The organism is Aeromonas genomosp. paramedia, assembly GCF_023093515.1.
In the GTDB taxonomy this organism is placed as follows: Bacteria; Pseudomonadota; Gammaproteobacteria; order Enterobacterales; family Aeromonadaceae; genus Aeromonas.
On sequence record NZ_JAAROG010000016.1, the window covers coordinates 18030 to 42992 of the forward strand.

21 protein-coding genes are annotated in these 24963 nt (G+C 63.3%); 15 read left to right on the forward strand and 6 right to left on the reverse strand.

Going from position 1 to position 24963, the window contains the following annotated elements:
- Nucleotides 1–125 precede the first annotated feature (125 nt).
- From HB860_RS10080 to HB860_RS10090, 3 genes are all read right to left on the reverse strand, one after another.
- Nucleotides 126–1316, reverse strand: a complete 1191-nt coding sequence (locus tag HB860_RS10080) for an amino acid aminotransferase (protein ID WP_247626545.1) — start codon at nt 1314–1316, stop codon at nt 126–128.
- Nucleotides 1317–1461: 145 nt separating this feature from the next.
- The gene (locus HB860_RS10085; protein WP_247626546.1) at nt 1462–2403 is read right to left on the reverse strand and encodes a hypothetical protein; all 942 of its coding nucleotides are present in this window, start codon (nt 2401–2403) and stop codon (nt 1462–1464) included.
- Between the two features lie 203 nt (nt 2404–2606).
- Nucleotides 2607–3731: a porin gene (locus HB860_RS10090; RefSeq protein ID WP_247626547.1), complete on the reverse strand. Its 1125-nt coding sequence runs from the start codon at nt 3729–3731 to the stop codon at nt 2607–2609.
- A gap of 385 nt (nt 3732–4116) precedes the next feature.
- Between HB860_RS10090 and dinG the strand changes: the two genes are divergently transcribed.
- The 3 genes from dinG (at nt 4117) to HB860_RS10105 (ending at nt 7962) form a co-directional block, all read left to right on the forward strand.
- The gene (gene dinG, locus HB860_RS10095; RefSeq protein WP_247626548.1) at nt 4117–6189 is read left to right on the forward strand and encodes an ATP-dependent DNA helicase DinG; all 2073 of its coding nucleotides are present in this window, start codon (nt 4117–4119) and stop codon (nt 6187–6189) included.
- 143 nt (nt 6190–6332) lie between these two features.
- Complete coding sequence (locus HB860_RS10100; RefSeq protein WP_139436930.1) at nt 6333–6992, forward strand: YccT family protein; 660 nt, start codon at nt 6333–6335, stop codon at nt 6990–6992.
- 73 nt (nt 6993–7065) lie between these two features.
- Nucleotides 7066–7962: a histone deacetylase family protein gene (locus HB860_RS10105; RefSeq protein ID WP_247626549.1), complete on the forward strand. Its 897-nt coding sequence runs from the start codon at nt 7066–7068 to the stop codon at nt 7960–7962.
- A 156-nt stretch (nt 7963–8118) separates the two neighbouring features.
- Here the strand turns inward: HB860_RS10105 and HB860_RS10110 are convergent, their stop codons facing one another.
- Together HB860_RS10110 and ylqF are read right to left on the reverse strand one after the other, a co-directional pair.
- Nucleotides 8119–9267 carry an MFS transporter gene (locus tag HB860_RS10110; protein WP_247626550.1) on the reverse strand — a complete coding sequence of 383 codons (1149 nt, stop codon included), beginning with the start codon at nt 9265–9267 and terminating at the stop codon, nt 8119–8121.
- A 375-nt stretch (nt 9268–9642) separates the two neighbouring features.
- Entirely contained in the window at nt 9643–10593 is a 951-nt protein-coding gene (gene ylqF, locus HB860_RS10115) for a ribosome biogenesis GTPase YlqF (RefSeq protein ID WP_139437034.1), read from the reverse strand.
- A gap of 326 nt (nt 10594–10919) precedes the next feature.
- Between ylqF and HB860_RS10120 the strand changes: the two genes are divergently transcribed.
- The 8 genes from HB860_RS10120 (at nt 10920) to HB860_RS10155 (ending at nt 19552) form a co-directional block, all read left to right on the forward strand.
- Complete coding sequence (locus HB860_RS10120; RefSeq protein WP_247626551.1) at nt 10920–12311, forward strand: alkaline phosphatase; 1392 nt, start codon at nt 10920–10922, stop codon at nt 12309–12311.
- A gap of 23 nt (nt 12312–12334) precedes the next feature.
- Complete coding sequence (locus HB860_RS10125) at nt 12335–13702, forward strand: alkaline phosphatase (protein ID WP_247626552.1); 1368 nt, start codon at nt 12335–12337, stop codon at nt 13700–13702.
- 49 nt (nt 13703–13751) lie between these two features.
- Complete coding sequence (locus HB860_RS10130) at nt 13752–14435, forward strand: hypothetical protein (protein ID WP_247626553.1); 684 nt, start codon at nt 13752–13754, stop codon at nt 14433–14435.
- Nucleotides 14436–14517: 82 nt separating this feature from the next.
- Nucleotides 14518–15252: a substrate-binding periplasmic protein gene (locus tag HB860_RS10135; protein ID WP_247626554.1), complete on the forward strand. Its 735-nt coding sequence runs from the start codon at nt 14518–14520 to the stop codon at nt 15250–15252.
- 227 nt (nt 15253–15479) lie between these two features.
- Entirely contained in the window at nt 15480–15875 is a 396-nt protein-coding gene (rnk, locus tag HB860_RS10140) for a nucleoside diphosphate kinase regulator (RefSeq protein WP_247626555.1), read from the forward strand.
- 210 nt (nt 15876–16085) lie between these two features.
- Nucleotides 16086–16676, forward strand: coding sequence for a transcriptional regulator UhpA (gene uhpA / locus HB860_RS10145; protein ID WP_139437025.1), 591 nt, complete (start codon nt 16086–16088; stop codon nt 16674–16676).
- Nucleotides 16673–18190 carry a signal transduction histidine-protein kinase/phosphatase UhpB gene (uhpB, locus tag HB860_RS10150; protein WP_247626556.1) on the forward strand — a complete coding sequence of 506 codons (1518 nt, stop codon included), beginning with the start codon at nt 16673–16675 and terminating at the stop codon, nt 18188–18190. The genes uhpA and uhpB overlap by 4 nt, the downstream gene beginning before the upstream one ends.
- Nucleotides 18191–18217: 27 nt before the next feature.
- The gene (locus HB860_RS10155) at nt 18218–19552 is read left to right on the forward strand and encodes an MFS transporter (RefSeq protein WP_247626557.1); all 1335 of its coding nucleotides are present in this window, start codon (nt 18218–18220) and stop codon (nt 19550–19552) included.
- Nucleotides 19553–19632: 80 nt separating this feature from the next.
- Here the strand turns inward: HB860_RS10155 and HB860_RS10160 are convergent, their stop codons facing one another.
- Nucleotides 19633–20760, reverse strand: a complete 1128-nt coding sequence (locus tag HB860_RS10160) for a GGDEF domain-containing protein (RefSeq protein WP_139437019.1) — start codon at nt 20758–20760, stop codon at nt 19633–19635.
- A gap of 485 nt (nt 20761–21245) precedes the next feature.
- On the opposite strand from HB860_RS10160, the gene HB860_RS10165 reads away from it, so the two are divergent.
- The 4 genes from HB860_RS10165 (at nt 21246) to HB860_RS10180 (ending at nt 24961) form a co-directional block, all read left to right on the forward strand.
- Complete coding sequence (locus HB860_RS10165; RefSeq protein WP_162519227.1) at nt 21246–22046, forward strand: transporter substrate-binding domain-containing protein; 801 nt, start codon at nt 21246–21248, stop codon at nt 22044–22046.
- Nucleotides 22047–22142: 96 nt separating this feature from the next.
- Complete coding sequence (locus HB860_RS10170; RefSeq protein WP_247626619.1) at nt 22143–23102, forward strand: amino acid ABC transporter permease; 960 nt, start codon at nt 22143–22145, stop codon at nt 23100–23102.
- 89 nt (nt 23103–23191) lie between these two features.
- Nucleotides 23192–23935: an amino acid ABC transporter ATP-binding protein gene (locus HB860_RS10175; RefSeq protein ID WP_247626558.1), complete on the forward strand. Its 744-nt coding sequence runs from the start codon at nt 23192–23194 to the stop codon at nt 23933–23935.
- A 186-nt stretch (nt 23936–24121) separates the two neighbouring features.
- Complete coding sequence (locus tag HB860_RS10180; protein WP_247626559.1) at nt 24122–24961, forward strand: sterol desaturase family protein; 840 nt, start codon at nt 24122–24124, stop codon at nt 24959–24961.
- Nucleotides 24962–24963 lie beyond the last annotated feature (2 nt).

Consider the following 24963-nt stretch of genomic DNA (forward strand, 5'->3'; position numbering starts at 1 on the left):
GATGGCATCACTCGGGAGATCGCACTCCCGCAACCCTCACCGTCCTTACAGCACCTTGGCGATGGCATCGCACAGGGGATCTATATTGACGCGGGTGATTCCCGCATAGAACCTCTTCGCCTCAGTTACAACACCTTGGCGATGGCGTCGCACAGGGGATCTATGTTGGCGCGGGTGATCCCGGCCACGCTGATCCGGCCGGAGCCGACGATGTAGATGGCAAACTCGCTCTTGAGGCGCTCCACCTGATCCTTGGAGAGACCGGAGAAGGAGAACATGCCGTTCTGCTCGCGGATGAAGCTGAAGTCCTGGCTCACGCCGAGGGCGCCGAGTTTCTCCACCAGCAGCTCCCGCATCTCGCGAATGCGCACCCGCATGGCCGCCACCTCTTCCACCCACTCTGCATAGAGGGCCGGATCGCTGACGATGGTGGTCACCACGGCGGCGCCATGTGACGGCGGGTTGGAGTAGTTGGCACGGATGACGGTCTTGACCTGGGTGAAGGCCACGTCGGCAATCGCCTTGGTCGCGCTCACCAGGGTGAAGGCGCCGACCCGCTCGTTGTAGAGGCCGAAGTTCTTGGAGAAGGAGCTCGCCACCAGCAGCTCGTCGTGGCACTCGGCGAAGATGCGCAGCCCCTCGGCATCCTCTTCGATACCACGGGCAAAGCCCTGATAGGCGAAGTCAAACAGCGGCAGCCAGCCGGCGGCGGCGCTCTGTTTGGCCAGGGCACGCCACTGATCCGCGGTGGGGTCAATGCCGGTCGGGTTGTGGCAGCAGCCGTGCAGCAGCACCAGATCGCCGGCCTGTGCTTCGCAGAGAGAGGCCTGCATGGCGGCAAAGTCGAGACCCTTGGTCGCCGCATCGTAGTACTTGTACCACTTGACGGTGAGGCCGGCGGCCTGGAACACGCTGACGTGGTTGGCCCAGGTGGGATCGGAGATCCAGATGGTCTTGGCCAGACCGTTGCGCACCACGAACTCGGCGGCGATGCGCAGGGCCCCTGTACCACCCGGCGCCTGGGCTGTCTTGGCGCGACCGCTGGCGACCAGGGCGGAGTCCTGCCCGAACAGCAGTTGCTGCACTATGCGGCCATATTCGATATTGCCTTCAATACCGAGGTAGTTCTTGGTCTTCTCGTCGGTGAGCAGCTTCTGCTCGGCTTTCTTGACGCAATGAAGGATAGGAGTGGCACCGGTCTCATCCTTGTAGATCCCGACCCCCAGATTGATCTTGTGGCTGCGAGAGTCGGCACGGAAGGCTTCGGTCAGGCCCAGGATCGGATCCGCTGGGGCGGCAACAACCTTTTCAAACATGGTATTCCCTGTATTCCGTTGAGTTCGTTGGCTGGCAAAGTAGGTTGGCAAACAAAAGCGCCCCTTTGGCGAGCGCTCCGTCAACTCTTTATACCACTGCCTTCCATAGGGGAAAACCGCTTTCTCAAGGGGGATGACGGCCTCGTCAGCCGATGGCATGCCAGCCCGATGCCAGGGCACATACTTCGGCCGACAGGCCACGGTTGGACTCCACCAGATCGCTGCACAAGGCCCGCAATGGACGGGGGATCCGGCTCGGCTCCCAGGGACGAGCATCCTGCAGAGGGGCGGCATAGGCCTCCTTGATGGGGGACAGCTCCCGGGGCAGCCACCAGCTGGCCGGGCGCCCCAGCCGCTGGGCCAATACCAGGACCCTGTCGACACCGGCCGGGTCCAGTGCTGTGAGGTGGCTCCAGAGGGTCTGGGGAGGCAAGGCGGCAATCAGGGGTTGCAGGGCACCGGGATCCTGGGCGGGCAGCCAGACCAGCAAGGCATCATCCGGGAGACTCAGCTCGGCGAAGACGCCAACGGAATCTGTGCTGATCACCCGCTGGATCTCCCCCTCCCCCCACAGGATCTTGCCAAGACCCGCCAGGGTGCGGGCGGGTAGCGCCACCTCTCCCAGGGTGCGCAACCAGGGAGCCGCATCGAGCAGGGTGCCACCGCTGAAGAACAGGCTGAACGGGCGAGCGGCCCGCAGCCGCAGCGGCAGATCGCTGCACAGCCGTATCCCCTTGTCTTCGAAGTTGATCTGCTCAACCGGACTGAAGCTCGCCTCCCCCTTGCGATAGAGCGCCGCCAGCACCCGTTCGTTGACCCGCTCCCCCAGTTGCCAACCCTGGGCATGGAGCCACTCCTCGGGCTCGGGGGGGGCACAGGCCAGCTCGGCCAGCATCAGCTCACGGGTGAGATAGCGCCGTCCGGCCGGGGTCAGCTCGTAGCGGTGATTGCCAAGGGGAAGCAGCAGCTGATTGTCCCTGAGCATGCCGATGAGGGGCTGCCATTGGCGACCGCGGATAACCTGGGGCGCCTCGTCCAGCAACTGCTGAGCCAGCGCTCGCCACTCGGGGTGACTGAAATCGATCACACGCATCCTTCCCTGTCGGCAGACCATCTTTCAACGAATTGAATAATCTAGCGATTTACGACCAAGGAGCCAAGGACGGAAAAGAGACAACGTGACCTGGCGCAGGGCCAAACGGCGGGGAACTGAAAGAGGTGAAAGACAGACAAAACAAAACGGCCAAGCAAGCTTGGCCGTTTATCAACTAAATCCGTACTAAGACTGGATTAGAAGTTGTATTGCAGGGCAACAGTGAACTCGTCGTCCAGCTCGTCGATACCCTGGATCTTGTACTCGGTGTACGCCTTCAGCTTGGAAGTGAAGTTGTACTGAACGCCCAGCAGGGTTTCGTCAACCAGGTCTTCGTATGAAGCACCGGCGGAGTTGGAAGCAATCTTGCCTTCTTTGAAGTTGTAACCAGCCAGGAAGGTCCAGGCGTCAACGTTGTAGGAAGCAGCCAGCTCGTAGCCACGGCCCTTGTCCTTGTCACCACCAGTGGTGTTGTCGTAGCTCAGATCACCCTGAGTGTAAACACCGGCGAAGTAGAAGCCGTTGATGGCGTAGTGTGCGCCCAGGGCCCACTCTTTCTTGTCGCCAGAAGCGCTGGAAGTGGTGCTTTCCAGGTCGGAGTAAGCATAACCAGCATCGAAGCCCAAACCGAAGTCGAAGTCATAGCCGGCTGCTGCGGCATAACCATAGTTACGCTTCACGTTTTTGCCATATACGGCAGATTCTTTGATGCCTTGACCGATGTCGGTCACTTTGACAGCTACATCATCGTTGGTCTGGTAAGACAGCTTGCCGCTGAAACCACCGAAGGTGTTGGAGTAGATGATCTGACCTTCTTGACGGCCGTCGTAGAAGTTACCTACGTCACCCCATTCGTTGAAGATATCGGTCGGCTCCAGCACGTCGTAGAACGCGGTATCGGTCTGGCCGAAGATGATCTTGCCGTACTGGGTACCGTCGAAGCCAACCCAGATGTGACGGGAGTTGAACTTGTTGTCGGAGTTTTCAGCAGAAACTTGCCACTCGGTCTTGGCGATACCGGACCAGGTGTTGTTCAGCGCAACTTTACCGGACCAGCCCAGACGGGAGGAACCAACAATTTCACCATCTACGTCTTCGTAGCGACCAGGTGTAGCAGCTACGAGATCAGAACCACCGGTCGCAGAGTTGAACTCATAATGAGCTTCAGTCCCATCAACCGCTTTGTTGTGATCCGCGTAGTAGTTAGCCTGAACACGGCCGTAGATATCAAAAGTAACACCGTCTTTGTCATAAACCACTGCGGCGTTAGCGGCAGATGCGAACAGAGCCGGGATAGCAATAGCCAGAATTGTCTTTTTCATAGTTGTTTCCAATGCCTACTGTAATTAAACACTAAGTCCTTGTTATTCCCTGTGTTAGCGATGTTCTTTGCATCACTATGCCGCCGAGACTATCACCGGGTTTTACGATCCGCAACGAAAAAACTTGGAACTTTTTGAGAAAACCATAGTCATAGGGAAAAAATTGTGAGCTGAATCCCATATTGTTTGCCCTCCCAGGGAAAACGTTTACAGCGATACTTGCTGCCTGAACAGCCTTTTTTTGGTGGTTTATTGCACGCAAAATCAGCCCCATGACATAAGTGCGGATCCCGGCCCGCAACCCCTGCCTCGCCTTGCCTCGACCCCGGCCGCCTGTTGCGGGTATCCTGTGACCATTCATCCCAGACACGGTCACGCCCCATTCATGCTATCCACTCGCCTCAAAGCCACCATTCGCAATACCTATCGACAGATTGCCGATGGTTTACCCGGTTTTGTGCCGCGCAAGGAGCAGAATTTTCTGGTGGCCGAAATCGCCAAGACCCTCACCGGAGAGTATGAGAAGAGTCGCCGCATCCTGGTGGCCGAGGCGGGCACCGGCATCGGCAAGTCCCTCTCCTATGCCCAGGGCGCCATCCCGGTGGCGCGGCTCACCCAGAAGAAGCTGGTGATCTCCACCGCCACCGTCGCCCTGCAGGAGCAGCTGATCCACAAGGACCTGCCGTTCTACCATCGCCACAGCGAGCTGCCGTTTCGCTTCATGCTGGTCAAGGGGCGTCAGCGTTACTGCTGCGAACATCTGCTTGAACAAGCGGCAAGTGGCGCCGATATGGCCAATTTCGAGCTCGATTTCGGCAGCTTGAGCAAGCACAAGCCGTCAGATTCCGACAAGGAGCGCTATCAGGCGCTGTGGCAGGCCTACACCGAGGGGAAGTGGGACGGGGACAGGGACAACTGGCCCAAGCCCATCCCGGACACTTGCTGGGATCGCATCGCCGCCGATCGCCACAGTTGCAACAAGGCGCTGAGCCATCATCAGCACTGCCCCTTCCACCGGGCTAGGAACGACATGGACGCCGCCGATGTGCTGGTGGTCAACCATGCCCTGCTGCTCTCCGATCTCACCATGGGGGGCGGCATCATACTGCCGCCACCGGACGAGTGTATCTATGTGCTGGATGAGGCCCATCACCTGCCGACCATAGCCCGGGATCACGGCGCCGCCTCGGCCAGCATCAAGGGATCCCGCCGCTGGCTGGAAAAGCTGGTGCAGAGCGCAGGCAAGCTGGCCAGGGCGCTGAACAAGGAGAGCTTGCTCGACCCCCAGCTCAAGCTGCAGGATGCCCTGGCCTCCCTGCAGCCGGATCTCAAGGCGCTGGAGCAGTGGCTCGCCGGCAACGATCACCTGTTTGGCTCAGAGCAGCACCACAGATTTGCCGAAGGGGTCCTGCCCGATCCCCTGCCCATGCTGGCGGAGAACCTGAAGGAGGCGAGCAAGAAGGCGCTGCGGGCGCTGGACAGGATGCAGGGCGCCATCGGCGAGGCGCTCAAGGACGGCGAAATCCGTCGCAAGGAGGCCGAACCCCTGCTGGCGGAGAGCGGTTTTCACCTGCAGCGGCTGGAGAGCTTCTGCGCCCTGTGGGAGATGCTGAGCCGCCATGTGCCCACTGGCAAGACACCGCTGGCCCGCTGGATGGCCAGGAGCGAGGACGGGGACATCTGGCTGCACGCCTCTCCCATAGAGGTGGGTTATCTGCTGGAAGAGTGGCTCTGGTCCCGCTGTCTGGGCGCCGTGCTGGTCTCGGCCACCCTCACCGCCCTCTCCTCCTTCAGCTATTTCCGCCACCAGGTGGGACTCAAGGAGCACGACGGAACCCGCTACCTGCGCCTGCGATCTCCTTTCGAGTACCACAAGGCCGAGCTCTATCTGCCCAAGATGGCCCATGAACCGAGCGCACCCGGCTTTACCCAGGAGCTGGTCGATACCCTGCCCCGTCTGCTGGCGGGCAAGGAGGCGAGCCTGGTGCTCTTCTCCTCCTACCGCCAGATGAACGAGGTGGCGGTGGGGCTGCGGGCCAAGGGGCTCTCCCTGCTGGTGCAGGGGGAAGCGTCCCGCAACGCCCTGCTGACCTTGCACAGACAGAAGTGCGACGGCGGCCAGGCCAGCATCCTGTTCGGTACCGGCAGCTTCTCGGAAGGGCTGGATCTCCCCGGTCACTACCTCACCAACCTGGTGATCACCAAGCTCCCCTTCGCGGTGCCGAACTCCCCGGTGGAGGAGGCGACCGCCGAGTGGGTCGAAAAACGCGGCGGCAACCCCTTCCTGCAGTTGACGGTACCGGAGGCGTCCCGCAAGCTCATCCAGGCCTGTGGCCGCCTGATCCGCAAGGAGGCCGATCGGGGCCGGGTAACCATTCTCGATCGGCGCCTTCTTACCAAGCGCTACGGCAAGGGGTTGCTGGACGCCCTCCCCCCCTTCACCCGACGCATCGAATGAAACACGCCGGGTTGATTTGACAGATGCATCATCAAGCTGCTGCCGGGCGGCGCCATAAACCGCTATTGCTGCTGTGGGGCAAACCTGTAAAAATGAGCCCCTATTTTTCAGTGGGCAATCGCCTGACTGTTCAAGGAGATGAAATGAAACTGACTGTTCTGGTGCCGGCTCTGGCTGGTCTGTTGTGGGCAGGTAGCGCCCTGGCTGATAGCCAACTGGAAATACAGAATCCCTACGTGATGCAGCTGCTCGATGGCGAATCCATCAATCCCAAACTGCTGGACAAGACCAGCAGCTTCCCCATCAGTGCCGGCAAGCACCAGGTAGTGGTGGCCTTCGAAGGCAACTACTCCAGCCGCAGCGAGATCAAGCTGGTAACCGCCGAGCCCCTGGTGATCAACTTCACCGCCGGTGACAACCAGACCCTGGTGCTGGATTTCAAGAAGCCCCGTAACGAGTCTGAAGCCCAGCAATTTGTGAAAGAGCAGAAAGTCGTGCTCAAGGACAAGGTCAGCGGTCAGGTCCTGGCCAGCGAGCAGTTCGTCATGCCGAAAGTGGGTGGCTTCCAGCTGACCCGCGACTATCAGCAGGAGCTGATCAAGATGGGCAAGGCCTTCAACCAGCCAGCGACCGTTGCCGTCTCCACCGCTGCCGTGATGGCCGCCGCCAGCGCACCGGTAGAAGTGGCGCCGAGCAAGGCCCAGAGCAATCCGGAAGCCCTGACCCAGCTGCAAAACTGGTACAACAAGGCCGATGCGGAAACCCGCAAAGCCTTCCAGATCTGGGTGATCCAGCAGCAATAAGGGCGCAGCGCGTCGCTTTATGCATAGAGGGGAGCCTGGCTCCCCTTTTTCATATCAGTTCGGGCCTATTGCCATGTCCCTGCGCATCTTCTACCACCCCTATTACTCCTCCCTGACACTGCCCGAGCGGCACCGCTTTCCCCTGGCCAAGTACCAGGCGCTCTACCAGCACCTGGCAGCACTGGGCTATCCGCTGGCAGAGGCCGCGCCCGCCACGCCTGAGCAGATCAAAAGAGTACACGACGCCGGCTATGTGGAAGCGGCCCTTGCCGGCACCCTGGATGACGGCGCCATCCGCCGGCTCGGCTTTCCCTGGTCACCCATGCTGATGGAGCGCACCCTGCGCTCGGTCGGGGCCACGCTGGCCGCCAGCCGCCACGCCCTCGAGCAGGGCTGCGGCCTGCAGATCTCCGGCGGCTATCATCACGCCCACAGGGACTTTGGCAGCGGCTTCTGCCTGTTCAACGATCTGGTGATCGCGGCCCGGGCCTGCCTCGACGAGGGGTGCTGCGAGCAGGTGCTCATCGTGGATCTCGATGTCCACCAAGGGGATGGCAGCGCCGCCCTGTGCACGGGGAGCCGGGAGATCATCACCCTCTCCCTGCATGGCGAGCACAACTTCCCCCACCACAAGCCCGCCTCCCATCTGGACTTCGCCCTGCCAAGCGGCATGGAGGACGACGCCTACCTCGAGACCCTGGCCCAGGCGCTCTCTCTGGCGCTGCGCCTCTACCGTCCCGATCTCATCCTCTATCAGGCCGGGGTCGACGTGCACCAGGACGACGAGCTCGGCTACCTCTCCCTGAGCGACGCCGGGGTGCGCCAGCGGGACGCCATGGTGTTTGACTGTGCGCTAAGCCACGGCCTGCCCATCGCCGCCGTACCGGGGGGCGGTTACCGGCGCGACTGGCGGCAGTTGATCCCGCTGCACCTCTCCCTGTTCGAAGAGGCGAAAAAACGCCATGGCTAGCGCCCCTTTCTCCCTCCCCAGCCCCTGATAACAACAAGGCGGCCCAGGTGCCGCCTTGTTGTATCGGGCACGGCTGCCTTTTGCTGCCCCTGTCACCAGAGACAGCACAGGGCATCATGCCTGGCTCTCGGCGCCTCTTCCCATCAGACACAGCCATCAGGCATGGGCCACCGGCGTCGGATGCTCACCCATGGGGCGCAGCAGCATCAGCAGATAGATGAAGGAGACACTGGCGATCATGATAAACAGCAGCTTATCCGAGTAGTGCTGCATCAAGAGCGCGGTATAGGCCGGGCCCAGCAGGCTGCCTATGGTGTAGCTCAGCAGCAGCGCCTGATTCATGGCCACCAGCTGATGCTGCTCGACCCTCTCGCAGGCCCAGGCCATGGCCACCGGATAGAGGGTAAAACCGGCGGCGCCCAGGATGAAGAGCGCCGGCCCCATCGCCAGGTTGCCGAGCATCGCCAAGGCGCCCAGGATGACCACCAGCACCTGCAGCCGCAGTACCGGCAAACGACCGAACCTGTCTGCCAGACGGCCGGCGGGCCACTGCCCCAGGATGCCGGCGCTCACCATCACCGCCATCCAGTAACCGATACCGGCATCACTCACCCCCTGATGGTTCAGGTAGAGTGGCATCAGGCCATAGAGCGACCCCAACACGATGCCAGAGATGATGCAGCCATTGACCCCGAGGCGCGCCTGACGCAGGCGCAGCATGGGCCACACCCGGGTTGCCCCCTGCGGCTCCCCCTGCTCGCTGACAATGCGGGTAAACAGCAGCGGCAGGATAGCGGCCAGTACCAGGCCAGTCACCCAGGGCAGCACGTCCATCAGCGCGGTCGGCAGCGTGCTGACCAGCAGTTGCCCGAGCACAGTCCCCAGGTAATAGACCATCATGTAGGCGGCGAGCAGGCGCCCCCGGTTGCGAACGTTGCCGCTGCACATCAGCGCACTCTCCACCACCACCCAGATCATGGCGCAGCCGATGCCGGCGATGAAGCGCCAGGCGAGCCAGTTCCAGAACCCCAGGGTGACTCCTAGGCCCACACAGCCTGCGGCAAAGATCAGGGATGCCAGGTAGTAGCTGCGGTTGAACCCGGCGCGTTTGATCAGCGCCCCCGCCAGCAGGGTCCCCAGCAGGTTGCCGCAGAAATAGGCGGAGCCGACCATGCCCACCTGCCAGGTCGGCTGCTGGTCATGGGCGAGCCAGAGCGGCACCAGGGTATTCAACACTGCGATGGCCAGGGTCAACAGCAGCAGGCCACAGAGCAATAACAGCACTGGCCGGGAGTATGTGGTCATGGATAAAACCGTGGGGAGAGTCAAAATGCGAGCGCATCATGCCACCGCCAAAGCTATTGTCAATCGGCGCTGAACGAACCGCAGCCAGGTTTGCTTCGCACAGGCCTTGCGCCCTGGTGCTGCCCCCTGCAACCCCTGCCCGGCAGCAGGATGAACCCACTGACCAAAGGAGCCTTGGACTGGAAGGGATAGGGCCGGATGGGGATCTTCATCCCCCTGCTAGCGGCGGCATCAAGGCGAAGCGGGGCTGCTCCCTTGCGCTATGGGCGCGCCATCGTTTCGGCTACTTTTTCCTTGCCTGGTCCCTGACCATAAAGGCCATAACAGAAGAGGCGACCCCGGGGTCGCCTCCTCTTTCTACCAGCACAATAGACGCTATTTCTGACGCTTTCTGGCGTACTTGCGACGGGCCCGCGCCTGGCGCTCCTCTTCCCGCTCCGCCTTCTCCTTGGCCTTCTGCTCCGCCTCCTCGGCCGCCAGCACGATCTCGGCGCTCACCATCTCCGGGGTCTCCAGGGAGATACGCCCCAGCATGCCGGAGCGGAACTCGTTGACCAGGATCTCGGAGGCCTTGTGCAAATCCGCCAGGCCGCCCTTGCGCATGAAGGCGCGCTGGCGGGCGATGAGCTCCAGCAGCTCGATCTCGGTCTCGGGCAGATCGCTAATCTGGTAGCGCGCCTTGATCCGCTCCGGGTAGGCCTTGATGAAGTAATCGGCGGCGAACATGGCGATGTCGGCGTAGTCGAAGACGGTGTCCTTGATGGCCGCGGTGATGGCCAGCCGGTAGCCGCAGGAGGGCGGGTTGAGCTTGGGCCAGAGGAAACCCGGGGTATCGGTCAGGATGACGTTGTTGTCCAGCTTGATCCGCTGCTGGGACTTGGTCACCCCCGCCTCGTTGCCGGTGCGGGCTATGATGCGCCCCGCCAGGGTGTTGATCAGGGTGGACTTGCCCACGTTGGGGATGCCCATGATCATGGCGCGCACCCCGCGCAGGTCGAAGTTGCGCTCCGGCAGCATCTCGTGGCACAGGGTCAGCAGCGCCTTGATCTTCTCCGGCTCCTGCTGGGTCAGGGGCAACGCCTTGATCCCCTTCTCTTGTTCCATGTGCGCCACCCACAGCTCGGTGATCGCCGGATCGGCGAGATCCGCCTTGTTCAGCACCTTGATGACGGGAGTATCCCCACGCAGCTCGGGCACCAGGGGATTCTCGCTGGAGAAGGGGATGCGGGCATCGAGCATCTCGATGATGACATCGACCTGGGGCATGACCTCGGCAATTTCTTTGCGGGCCTTGTGCATGTGGCCGGGGAACCAGTTGATGGACATATCCGTTACTCTCTCATTGGGGATGCGGGCTCCCGTCGGGGGCTGCGGGCGCCTGGTGATGCGCCAAACCGCTGGCACTCATCGCAAGGGGGCGCATTTTACCTGCTGCGGCCCCGATTTGACAGGCCATTGTGGCAACGGGCGTACGCGGCAGCGGCGCCGGTGCCACCACGACCGCCCGGGGCAGAAGGCCAGACAGTAATCAATAACTCATTGATACAACATAACATTTATCTGGCACCTTCACCGTATTGTCATCCAGACTCACTAAAAGTGTCATCTGCCCCCTCTAGGCTGCGCTCAGGTTTTACAAGGAGCGAACCCCAATGAGAAACATGGCAGGACTTGCAGTGATGATAGGCGCCACCCTGGTCGCCGGCTGCAACTCCAACAACGACAGCAGCCCCCCGGAGCCCAGCGCCAAAAACGTCATCTTCTTCCTCGGCGACGGCATGGGCCTCAACACCCTGACCGCCGCCCGCATCTACGGCGTGGGGGAAGAGGGCAGCCTCACCATAGACACCCTGCCGGAAACGGCCTTCATCAAGACCTTCTCCCACGACGCCCAGGTTACCGACTCGGCCCCCTCCATGGCGGCCTACATGACGGGGGTCAAGAGCAACAACGGCGTCATCAGCATGGACAGCGACGCCACCTATGAGAGCGACTGCAGCAAGAGCACCGGCAAGCCGGTCACCACCCTGCTGGAGCTGGCGAAAGCCGATGGCCGCGGCACCGGCGTGGTGACCAGTACCCGGGTGACCCACGCCACCCCGGCGGCTACCTATGCCCATATCTGCAACCGGGATCTGGAAAATGACATCGCCGTCCAGCTGGTGCCGGGCGGCAAAGGCTACAACAGCGCCCTCAAGGAGGGGCTGGATGTGGTGCTCGGTGGTGGCAGCAGCTTCTTCCTGCCCAAAGCCGACAAGGGCAAGCGGGAAGATGGTCGCAACCTCATCGACGAGATGCAGGCCAAGGGCTACCAGTTTGCCAGCACCCTGGACGAGCTGAACCAGGCCGAGGCGGGCAAGCCGCTGCTGGGGCTGTTTGGCTCAAGCCACATGAAATATGACCTCGACAGGCCCGCCAGCGAGCCGTCGCTGGCCCAGATGACCCTGGCCGCCATCAAGCAGCTCAAGGACAAGGAGAAGGGCTACTTCCTGATGGTGGAGGGGGGCCGCATCGATCACGCCCTGCACGACACCAACGCCAAGCGCGCCCTGCAGGACACCCTCGCCTTCGACGACGCCATCAAGGCCACCCTGGACGAGGTGAAGAAAACCGACCCCGAGCTGAAGAACACCCTGATCGTGGTCACCGCCGACCATGACCACACCCTGGTACTGAACGGCTACGCCAAGCGCACCGGCAAGACCACGGCTGGCAACCCCGGGGTGCTCGGGCTGGTGAAGAACTACGAGACCGGCGAGCCGAGCAAGGACAGCGACGGCATGCCCTACACCATCATCGGCTTTGGCAACGGCTACAACCGGGTGGATGGCCCGCGCAGCAGCGTGGCGCCGCTCGACGATGCCACCGTCTCCGCCGACGACTATCACCAGGAGGTGGTGGTCAAGGTGGGCGAGATAGGCAACGAGACCCACGGCGGCACCGACGTCTTCCTCGGTGCCATAGGCCAGGGAGCTGACAGCTTCCACGGTTCACTCGATAACACCGCCGTGTTCGGCAAGGTCAAGGCTGCGGCCAAGCTGTGAGGATCATTCCCGTGAGAAAAACCATGAACAAGACCCTGGTCTGCACCGCCCTGTTCGCCACCCTCGGCGGCCTCTCCCAGGCGCACGCCGCCGACGCCAAGAACGTCATCCTCTTTATCGGCGACGGCATGGGCCCCACAGTGCTCACCGCCACCCGCCTCTTCAAGGTGGGGGAAGAGGGAGATCTCGAGATGATGAAGCTGCCACGCAGCGCCCGCATCAAGACCTTCTCCCACGACGCCCAGACCACGGACTCGGCCCCCTCCATGGCGGCCTACACCACCGGGGTCAAGATGAACAACGAGGTGATCGCCATGAGCAGCGACACCAGGGCCGTGGCGCCGTCCAAGGATGCCAACGGCAACAAGGGCATCAACAACTGCACCGGCGACAACGGCACCCCGGTGCCGACCATACTCGAGCTGGCCAAGGCGGCGGGCAAGTCGGTGGGAGCCGTCACCACCACCGAGCTGACCCATGCCACCCCGGCGGCCACCTACTCCCACATCTGCCACCGGGATGCGGCCTACGCCATCGCCGAGCAGGCGGTACCGGGCGGCGCCGGCTTCAACGCCGCGCTCGGGGACGGGGTGGACGTGCTGATGGGGGGCGGTGCCAATCACTGGACCCCCTACAGCGCCAGCAACAAGGGGGGCCGGGCCGATGGCCGGGATCTCACCGCCGAGCTCGGTGCCCAGGGCTATCAGTACGTCACCACCCAGAGCGATCTCGCCAAGGTAGAGAGCGGCAAGGTGCTGGGTCTGTTCAGTGCCAAGTCCCACCTCGACTACGAGCTGGACCGTGTCGCCAAGGGAGCGGCCAACACCCAGCCGTCCCTCTCCGAGATGACCGCCAAGGCGATCGATCTCTTGAGCCAGAACAGCCAGGGTTACTTCCTGATGGTGGAAGGGGGCCGCATCGACCACGCCCTGCACGCCACCAACGCCAAACGGTCGCTGACCGATGCGGTGGCACTGGACGAGGCGGTCAAGACGGCGCTGGGCAAGGTGGACCTGACCGACACCCTGATCGTGGTCACCGCCGATCACGACCACACCATGACCATCAACGGCTACTCCGCCAAGGGCAACCCTGTGCTGGATCTGGTGAAAAACGGCGACGGCTCGACCCAGAACGACGTGGATGGCAAGCCCTTCACTACCCTGGTGTTCGGCAACGGCCCGAACCGCGCGGACCAGCGCCCCACCCTCACCAGCAACGAGGTGATGGGGGACGACTACCTGCAGGAGACCGGGGTCAAGCTGGGCTCGGAGACCCACGGCGGCGGTGATGTGATGCTGTTTGCAGGCGGCGCCGGCAGCGGCCGCTTCAAGGGCACCCTCGACAACACCCTGGTGTTCGGCAAGCTCAGGGAGGCGCTCGGCCTGTAAGAAAGCGGGCCCGGTGTCACACCGGGCCCCTTCTTTCGAGCGATCACCCATGATGCGACTGTTACTTCCGTTATGGCTCCTTGGCTGCAGCCTCTGCTTCCCCCTGCTGGCCGACGAGGCGCCCGATCTGGCCGCCCGCATCCGCTATCAGGACAGGGTCACCAGCAGCGACGGCATAGCCCGGGAGAACCACTGGCAGGAGAAATGGATCCGGGTCGGCAACCAGGTGTGGAGCCAGCGGCTCATCCCCCTGCCGCTCGCCCGCGCCTATCACGCCAGCCACGATGCCACCCCGGGCCACAAGCACTTCACCCACCAGATGGCGGCCCGCTGGGTCAGCCGCAGTGATGAGGGGGAGCTGCAACTGCGCTACGCTGACGCCTGGCACAACCAGCTGGTGGAGGTGCCGCCGGAGGAGTATGGCCAGGTGGCCTTCACCCCCCACTGGGACAAGCTTCGCCACCTGGTGGATCCGGCCTTGCTGCAGGGCATGACCCCCCTCGACGACGCGGCCCCCGAGCAGGCCCGCTGGTACGAAAAACGCGAGGGCAGGCAGCGCACCCGCATCCTCTGGTCGAGCCAATGGCAGTTGCCCCTGGTGGTGGAGTCCGCGAGCCTGGACGGCTATCGCAGCTACCGGATGGAGGTGACCCTCAAACCCCTGCCAAGGCAGTTGCCCTGGCAGCAGCTGGACGGCTACCAGACCCTGGATCTGCGGGACTTCTTCGACTGACGGCCCGCTCCCCCCGATGGGTTGGCTGACTTGGGGTAACGGGATGTTACACTCTGTGTACTCATCCCTGACCCGGTCTCCTATGCGCCTTCCCCTACTGCTTCTATTCTGCTGCGCCCTCCTCTTCCCGGGCCCCGGCGCCCACGCCGTGGTGGTCCTGGCCGCAGACGTTCCCCCTTATGTCATTCGCTCCCAGCAGGGGGCCCCGAGCGGCATGGCCATCGAGGTGCTGGAGGAGGCGGCCCGCCGCCTCGGGGAGCCCCTGGAGATAGAGCTGATGCCGCTGGCCCGCGCCCTCAGCCAGACCCGCCACCGGGCGGACGTCCTGCTGCTGCCACCGGCCCGAAATCCCCAGCGCGAACCCCTGTTCCTCTGGATTGCCCCCCTGCTGGAGGAGGCCTTCGTGCTGGTCAGCCACCGTCAGCACCACCCGGCACCCCTCTCGGCCAAGGCACTGACCGGCCTGACCCTGGGGGCGATGCGTGGCTCTCATGGTCAGAGCCTGATCCAGCCCCTGAAGGGGGTGACCCGGGAGCTGGTCACCGAGGAGGTCAACAATGCCAGCAAGCTGGCGCTGGGCCGCATCCAGGGCTGGGCCGTTGCCTGGAACACGGCCCGCTACAACCAGCAGCGGGCCGGCTTGCCCCTGGGGGATCTGGTACGCGGCGACACCCTGCAAGAGAGCGCCCTCTATCTGGCCGCCAGCCCGCGGTTTCCTGCGGCCGAGGCGCTGCGCTGGCGCAAGGCGATCGAGGGGATGCGCGAGGATGGCAGCCTGGCGCACATCCTCAAGCAGTACGATTATCAGGCGCCCTGACCCCGGGCCGGACATTTGCCAAAGCCATTCAGAATGGTTATGGTATCCCCATGAAAGCGCTCATGATTTTTTCCAGTCTGCTCACACCCCGTTGAGCCCCCGCCCTCGCCCCTGACAGCGAGTCGCTCGGGGGCATCGCGCTTGCGATCTATTCTCACAATCCGAACCCTTTTTCGACCAGCTTGTCCGTCATCCTGGTCCTTTCAGTCATTGATAAGGAATACCCAATGCAACAGCCTCATCTCGTCATCTCCAGCCTGGATCTGGATCGCATCGAGCAACTGCTCGGCAACCACCCGCAACACCTGGCCCTGCAGGAGGAGCTGAACCGCGCCGAGATCCGCGACCCCGCCGACATGCCGCCGGACGTGGTGACCATGAACAGCACGGTGCGCTTCAAGATGCAGAACAGCGGCAACGACTTCTGCCTGACCCTGGTCTACCCGAAGGACGTGCAGGGGGACGAGTCGAAGATCTCCGTGCTGGCACCGGTCGGCAGCGCCCTGCTTGGATTGAAGGTGGGTGACAGCATCGCCTGGCCGGGCCCGGCCGGGCGTACCATACAGGTGGAGATACTGGAGGTGGTCTATCAGCCGGAGCGCGCGGGCGAGCTGCACCGCTGACAGTGCCGGGCACGCTCTGCCGCCCAGGCGAGCAGGGCGTGCCTCTCCTTATATTGCCGCCCTGAAAACCGCACTCGGGTGAAGCACCCATCGCCGCATCTCCAGCCCCGGGGCTCTCCTCCCCCTTGAGCCTCCCCTTGAGCAAGAAGGCGAGCGGGAGTATCTTGTTGGCCGCGCCAGCGCCCTGGCCGCAGATTTCAGGCTGACATCATGATAAAAATTGCCCTCATCGACGATCACCAGATAGTCCGCTCCGGCTTTGCCCAGTTGCTCAATCTCGAACCCGATCTGCGGGTCGTCGCCGAATTTGGCAGCGCCGCCGACGCCCTCGCCGGCTTGCCGGGCAGCGGCGTCCAGCTGTGCGTGTGCGACATCTCCATGCCGGATCAATCCGGGCTGGACCTGCTCAGGCAGCTGCCCGCCGGCCTCGCCGTGGTGATGCTGTCGGTGCACGACAGCCCGGCCCTCATCGAGCAGGCCCTGCAGGCCGGCGCCAAGGGGTTTCTCTCCAAGCGCTGCAGCCCGGAGGAGCTGATCGCTGCGGTGCGCACCGCCGCCCAGGGGGGCTGTTACCTCACCCCGGACATCGCCCACAAGCTCGCCAGCAGCCACAGGGATCCCCTCACCAACCGGGAGCGGGAAGTGGCCCAGCTGCTGGCCGGCGGCATGGAGGTGAAGGCCATCGCCGAGCGCCTCGGCCTCTCCCCCAAGACGGTGCACGTGCACCGCGCCAACCTGATGGACAAGCTCAACGTCAACAACAACGTGGAGCTGGCCCACCGCATGCTGGACAGCTGGTGATCCCCCGGTTTGCCAGCTATGTCGCCATCGCCCTGGCGGCCTGCTTCATCTTCGCCGCCGGCTGGTTCTGCCTCTGGAGCATAGGGCTGCACCTGGTGGAGAGCCCGGTGCTGGCGGTGCTGCTGTTCCCCTTCGGGCTGCGTCTGGGCCTGCTGCTGCAGAGCCCCCTCTCCTACTGGCCGCCCCTGCTGCTGTGTGAGGCCCTGCTGCTCCACTGGCTCGATGGGGAGGTGGGCATGCCCCTGTGGCCCCTCATCCTGGCTGGCAGCCTGCTCACCCTGCTGCCGCTACTCATCGCCCGCCGCCAGCGCATTCGTGACGACTGGCAGCAACTGCTGGTGCTGCTCGCCACCGTCACTGTGGCGGCGGCCCTGCAATCCCTGCTCTGGCATCTGGCGGGGGAGGATGGCCTCACCGCCCTGCTGCTCACCCTGACCGGCGGCCTCACCCTCACCTCCACCTGCATGCTGATCTGGCACTATCTGACCCGCGCCACCTGGGTGCCGCTCGGTCCTGCCCTCATCGATCAGCCGGTGGACTGGCGCTTTCGCCACCTCATCTGGTACCTGCTGCTGTTCGTGCTGAGCCTGGGGCTGCAGCTCGGCCTGCCGGACTCCCTGGTGCGTTTCACCCCCTTCTGCCTCGCCATTCCCATCATGGCCATGGCCTGGCGCTACGGCTGGCAGGGTGCTCTGCTCGCCACCCTGATGAATACGGTGGCCCTGATGGCGGGCCAGGCCTGGCACGAACATCCCCTGGATCTGCTGCTCTCCCTGCTGGCCCAGAGCCTGACCGGCCTGCTGCTGGGGGCCGGCATCCAGCGCCAGCGCGAGCTCAATCAGGCGCTGACCCGCCAGCTCACCCACAACCGCCAGCTCACCGAGCGGCTGCTGGAGACCGAGGAGAGTATCCGCAAGGAGGTGGCCAGGGAGCTGCACGACGACATAGGCCAGACCATCACCGCCATCCGCACCCAGGCGGGCATAGTGCGCCGCCTGGCGCCGGACAACCCCAATGTCGGCCAGAGCAGCGCCCTCATCGAGACCCTGTCGCTCGGCATCTACGATGCGGTGCGTGGCCTGCTCGGTCGCCTTCGCCCGCGCCAGCTCGACGACATGAGTCTGGAGCAGGCGGTGCGCGGCCTGCTGCGGGAGCTGGAGCTGGAGCGGCGCGGCATCGTCACCCGACTGGAGTGGGGGCTCGTGGATGAGGCGCTCTCGGACGCCCAGCGGGTCACCCTGTTCCGGGTCTGTCAGGAGGGGCTCAACAACGTGGTCAAGCATGCCAATGCCAGCGCCGTCACCATACTGGCCCGCCAGCAGGCCGACAGGGTGCTGCTGCAACTGGACGACGACGGCTGCGGCCTGCCCGAGCAGACGCCCCAGGGCTATGGCCTGCTCGGCATTCGCGAGCGGGTACAGGCGCTGGGGGGCACGCTGCGCCTCTCCTGCGCCCAGGGAACCCAGCTGACTGTCAACCTCCCCAGCCGCAAACGGGAGGAGTCCCATGACTGATCCAGGATCCAGCAGGCAGGGTGTCCCATGCTGAGCTTTATGAAGAGCCGCCCGGCGGCCCCTCTGGTGCGGGATCAGGCCGAGATCGATGCCAGCTATCGCCATTGGCGCCTCCACATACTGCTGACCATGTACCTGGGCTATGCGGTCTTCTACTTCACCCGCAAGAGCTTCAACTTCGCCATGCCGGACATGCTGGCGAGCGGCATCCTGGACAAGGCCGATATCGGCATGATGTGGACCCTGTTCTACCTTACCTATGGCTGCTCCAAGTTCGTCTCCGGCATCATCAGCGACAGGGCCAACCCCCGTTACTTCATGGGGCTGGGGCTGATGGCGACCGGGGTCATCAACATATTGTTCGGCCTCTCGTCGGCCCTCTGGATGTTCGTGGCACTCTGGATTGCCAACGCCTTCTTCCAGGGCTGGGGCTGGCCCCCCTGCTCCAAGCTGCTCACCAGCTGGTATTCGCGCACCGAACGCGGCTTCTGGTGGTCTGCCTGGAACACGGCCCACAACGTGGGCGGGGCCCTGATCCCGCTTATCGTCAGCACCATAGCCCTGCAGCACGGCTGGCGCTACGGCATGATAGTGCCCGGCCTCATCGCCATACTGGCCGGGCTGCTGCTGTGCTGGCGGCTGCGGGACACCCCGAGCACCCTGGGGCTGCCCACGGTCGGACAGTGGCGCAATGACGCTCTAGAGATGGCCCAGCAGACCCAGGATGTCGGCCTGGACCCGCGCCAGATCCTGCACAAATACGTGCTCGGCAACCCCTACATCTGGCTGCTCGCCTGCTGCTACGTGCTGGTCTACGTGGTGCGCACCGCCATCAACGACTGGGGCAACCTCTACATGACGGAGCAGCGCGGCTTCAATCTGATGAGCGCCAACTCGGCCATCTCGATGTTTGAGGTGGGGGGCTTTATCGGCGCCCTGGTGGCGGGCTGGGGCTCGGACAAGCTGTTCAACGGCAACCGGGGCCCGATGAACCTCATCTTCGCCATGGGGATACTGCTCTCGGTCGGGTCGCTCTGGCTGATGCCCTTCTTCAGCTACGTGATGCAGGCGGCCTGCTTCTTCACCATCGGCTTCTTCGTGTTCGGCCCCCAGATGCTGATCGGCATGGCGGCCGCCGAGTGCTCCCACAAGGATTGCGCCGGGGCCGCCACCGGCTTCGTCGGGCTGTTTGCCTACATGGGAGCGGCGCTGTCGGGGTATCCGCTGGCCAAGGTGATGGAGATCTGGCACTGGAACGGCTTCTTCGTGGTCATCTCGGTGGCGGCCGGGGTCTCGGCCCTGCTGCTGCTCCCCTTCCTCAAGGCCCAGGCGCCACGTCCCCTCGCAGCCGAAGCGGGCTAAGAGGCCGCCTCCCGACCCTGCTGTTCTGAAAGCCCAGGCGCCGCGCTCGCGGGCCGCCGAGCCGGGATGATCACGACAGCTCAGGCCGGCAGGCAGACCCGGTTCTTGCCGCTGCGCTTGGCCTGATAGAGGGCGCGATCCGCCTGCCCGAACAGGGTGTCGAGATGCCAGCCCCGGGCGTAAGGCACCAGCCCCAGGCTGGCGGTGACCTGGATGCCGTCCAGGGGCAGCGTCGCTATGCCCTGGCGGATCTGCTCGCAGCGCGCCTGCTGGGCCGGGGCATCCCCCTCGGGCAGCAGCAGCACGAACTCCTCGCCGCCGAAGCGGCTGGCCACCAGATCCCCCTGACCGGCCAGATAGGCCCCCACCGCCGCCAGCACCCTGTCCCCCGCCTCGTGACCGTGGCGATCGTTGATCTGCTTGAAGTCATCGAGATCCAGCACCACCAGGGCTCCCTGTTTGGGCGCCTGTGCACAGCGCTCCATGAAGCCACGCCGGTTGAGCAGGCCCGTCAGGGGATCCTGGCTCGCCTGCCGGCGCAGGGCCAGGGCCCGGTACTGGGTACAGAGCAGCAGCACCCCGAAGGTGGAGAGGTAGTTGCCCATCAGCATGGAGAGGAAGGGCAGCACATTGACCACGTGCTGATCCATCAGCACCCTCACCTCGCCGCTGAGCAGGGCCCCCATCCGGATCAGGTTGAAGCCGTAGAGCAGAATGTTCACCACGGTAAACACTAGAATGGCGGGCAGATAGGCGGGGTAACCGTGGCGCCACACCTGCCACACGATCACGGCACCCAGCACCATGTAGCTCAGGCAGGCCAGCAGCACCCGGGGCGCCATCTCGTCGTTGAACAGCACGCTCCAGCAGAGGATCAGCAGGTAGACCAGCATGAAGAGCGCGAAGGCCCGCCAGGCCGGCGGCTCGCCGAAAAAGCGCTGCAGGGCCAGCGGCATCAGTGCGATACAGAGGGTGATGAGCAGGTTGGCCAACCAGATCCCCGCGATGTGGGGGGCGAACGCCTGCATAAAGAAGAGCGACTGGGCCGCCAGGGCACAGAGGCTGGACCACCACCAGAGCCCGAGGCCGGGGATCTCCCTGTGGGTCGACCAGATGATGGAGAGGGTGATGAACCCCAGGCTGTAGCCCCCGAGGGCCATCAACATCAGGGTAAACACGTCCAGATTGAGCAGAATTGAGGCGTCCATTCCCGAACCTTACTATGGGGATGGCTGAGTATATGGGAAGCCCATGACAAGACACAGAGGGAGCCCTCTGGCGTGAAGAAATATTTTCCGGACAGCCGACTGGCCCCCTCTCACTCGGCCAGCCGGCCTGATGCCTACGCTCCAGGTTCGTTCGGACCCAGATTTCCCGCCGACCACACAGCAAAATGCCTGCCAACTATTTTTGCACTTGAACCCGCGCCCTTAGATAGATATGTTGTTTTCATGTGGTTTTATGAGCCGTGCCGCGAGGAAAAAGTGCCACTAACCTATTGAGTCGTCTGACACAATCGGATTTTGGTACATTTTTCACTCACCGGATGGAGAATAGAATCTCATATGGGGCTTTTGCCTCAATCAAGACAATAATCCTGTCTTGCCTGCTGCCGGATGCAGCAGTCTCTTGTGCCATGGAGTCGCACGGAGCAGGTTCAAGGCCGAACACACTTACGACAGAGACGTCACTTATGATCAAAAAACTCATTCTCTCTACCCTGCTGCTGTGCGGGCTCGCCAATGCTGCCACCAGCGCAGCCCCCAGCTCCACCCTGGATGCCGTGCTGGAACGCGGTGTGCTGCGGGTCGGCTTCGACGCCGGCTATCAACCCTTCGAGATGACCAACAAGCAGGGCCAGTACATCGGCTTCGACGTGGATCTGGCCAAGATGGTCGCCAAGGAGATGGGCGTGAAGGTGGAGTTCGTCAACACCGCCTGGGACGGCATCATCCCGGCCCTGCTGACCGACAAGTTCGACGTCATCATGGGCGGCATGACGGTCACCCCCCAGCGCAACCTGCGCGTCAACTTTGCCGATCCCTACATAGTCGTGGGCCAGACCATAGTCCTTCGCAAGGACAAGGCGGGGGAGATCAAGTCCTTCCAGGACCTCAACGATCCCAAGTACAAGATCGCGGTCAAGCTCGGCACCACGGGCGAGCAGGCGGTCAAGCGCATGATCCCCAAGGCCACCCTGCTGCAGTTTGAAACCCAGGACGACGCCAAGCTGGAAGTGATCAACGGCAAGGTGGATGCCTTCGTCTACGACCTGCCCTACAACGCCATCTTCGCCTCCCAGAACACCGGCGCCGTGGTGCACCTGGACAAGCCCTTCACCTTCGAGCCGCTGGCCTGGGCCATCCGCAAGGGGGATCAGGACACCCTCAACTGGTTCAACAACTACCTGCGCCAGATCAAGGGCGACGGCAGCTACGACCGTCTCTACAAGAAGTGGTTTGAATCCAACGCCTGGCTCAACCAGCTCAAATAACCTCTCAAGGGGCGGCTCGCCGCCCCTTCACGCAGACCCCACACAATAACGACAAGAGAGGTTGTGACAGTGATCAACCCCAAAATCACAAGACAGATGGAAAAACAGCCCAACCTGCTGCTCTGGCACGGCGTCTTCCTGCTGATGGTGCTGGCCGCCATCTTTGGCATCTACAAGGCCGTGCAGGCGGTGGATTACACCTGGCGCTGGGAACGCATTCCCCAGTACATCGCCTACCAGGCCGAACAGAAACAGTACGCAGAATTTGACGGCACAGTGGTGACCGGCACCACTGCCGCAGAGAAGGGGCAGCTCTTCCTGCAAGACGATCTCGACCCCAACCGTCGCCAGGCCATCGCCAGCACAGGCGCCCAGGTTGCCGAAGGGGATACCGTCTTCCTCGGTGACACCCTGGATGTGCAACTGAGCTGGACCGCCGGCCCCATCGCCTGGGGCGTCTGGGTCACGGTCAAGCTCTCCCTGGTGGCTGGCGTCTTCGCCATCCTGCTGGGCACCCTGGCCGGCCTCGCCCGCCTCTCACCCAATCCCGCCCTGCGCAACCTGGCTGTCACCTATGTGGAGCTCATTCGCGGCACCCCGCTGCTGGTGCAGATCTTCATCGTCTATTTCTTCATCGGCACAGTGCTCAACCTCGACAGATTCACCGCCGGGGTGGCGGCGCTGGCCGTCTTCACCGGCGCCTACGTGGCCGAAATCGTGCGCGCCGGCATCAGCTCCATCCACAAGGGGCAGATGGAGGCAGGCCGCAGCCTGGGCCTCACCTCGGCCCAGACCATGCGCTATGTGATCCTGCCCCAGGCGTTCAAGCGGGTCTTGCCCCCCCTGGCGGGCCAGTTCATCAACCTCATCAAGGACTCCTCCCTGGTGTCGGTCATCTCCATCACGGATCTCACCAAGGCGGGACGGGAGGTGGTCAGCTCCACCTTCAGCCCGTTCGAGGTGTGGTTCACCGTGGCCCTGCTCTATCTGGTGCTCACCGGCACCCTCTCCTTCCTGGTGCGCCGTCTGGAGGTGAAATATGCGAAAAGCAACTGATCCCATTATCAAGGCTCAACCTGTGTCGAGAAGTGCTGCCATCACCGGCACGCCCCGCGCCTTCCTGGTGCGACGTCTGGAGGTGAAATATGCGCGCAGCAACTGATCCCATTATCAAAGCGAGCGGTGTAGAGAAGTTCTACGGCACCGAGGTGCACGCCCTGAAAAACGTCAGCACCCAGGTGGCGGAAGGGGAAGTGGTGGTGATAGTGGGCCCGAGCGGCTCTGGCAAATCCACCTTCCTGCGCACCCTCAACCAGCTCGAGACCATCAACGACGGCCATATCGAGGTCGATGGCATCAGCCTGACCGAGCCCGGCGACGTCAACAAGCTGCGGGAAGAGGTAGGCATGGTGTTCCAGTCCTTCAACCTCTTCCCCCACTTGAACGTGCTGGACAACATCAGCCTCGCCCCCCAGAAGGTGCGAGGGTTGTCCCGCCAGGACGCCGAGGAGCGGGCCAAGGCCCTGCTGCTGAAAGTGGGGCTGTCGAACAAGGCCCAGAGCTACCCCTCCCAGCTCTCCGGCGGCCAGCAGCAGCGGGTGGCCATCGCCCGGGCGCTCGCCATGCAGCCGCGCATCATGCTGTTTGACGAGCCCACCAGCGCCCTGGACCCCGAGATGGTGGGAGAGGTGCTGGACGTCATGAAGGGCCTGGCCAAAGAGGGCATGACCATGGTGGTGGTGACCCACGAGATGGGCTTTGCCCGTGAGGTCGCAGATCGCGTGCTCTTCATGGAGAGCGGCGAGCTGCTGGTGGATGAAAAGCCCAGCGACTTCTTCGACAATCCCCCCTCCCCGCGCCTGCGCCAGTTCCTGAGTCAGGTGCTGTAAACAGGAGCACAAGAGGGAGCCCTGGGCTCCCTCTTCACTATTCTCACCTCGCCACCTCCCCCTGATCCTTCACTGAGCAGCAAGCGGTCATCTGGCTGCCCGTCGCGCGGACGGTGGCAGGATGTTAATGAAATTTTAAATCCATTCGGTATGCTGGAACCCAACTGGTCCAACCGGATGCCTCACATGGATGTGCAACTGCTGCTGCTCTACCTCTCCCCCCTCTTTCTGGCCTTCGTCGGCTGGGAGATGCTCTATCTGCGCAAACACGGGGCGGCCTTTCCCACCGCCACCTACCAGTGGCGCGACCTGTTCGCCAATGCCGCCCTGGCCCTGATGCACCAAGGGGGCGACGCCCTGGCGGCCATCGCCATCGCCTACCTCTATGACGCCCTGTGGGGCTGGCGACTGTTCGACATAGAGCTCAATGTCTGGAGCCTCTTGCTGCTCTTCCTGCTGCAGGATCTCTGCTACTGGCTGTTCCACTTCGCGAGCCACCACGTGCGCTGGCTCTGGGCCTCCCACGTGGTGCACCACAGCTCGGAGCGGCTCAACCTCTCCACCGCCTTTCGCCAGAGCCTGATGTATCCGGTCTCCGGCATGTGGCTGTTCTGGATCCCCATGATCCTCATCGGCTTCCCCCCCGAGGCGGTGGTCGCCACCGTGCTGCTCAGCCTGGGCTTTCAGTTCTTCGTCCACACCCAGGTGGTGGGCAAGCTCGGCTGGCTGGAGTGGATTTTCAACACCCCCTCCCACCACAGGGTGCACCACGCCAGCAACCCCAGATATATCGACCGCAACTTCGCCGGGGTGCTGATCATCTGGGACAGGCTGTTTGGCACCTTCGTGGAGGAAGACCCCGCCGAGCCCTGCCGCTTCGGCATCACCAAGCCCATCCACAGCTTCAATCCCCTCACCCTCACCTTCCACGAGTGGCGCGACATGGTGCAGGAGGCCCGAGGCCTGCCCTGGTCAGAGAAGCTAAAGGTGCTGTTTGGCAAACCGGCGGGCCCCGCCAGCCGCTAAGT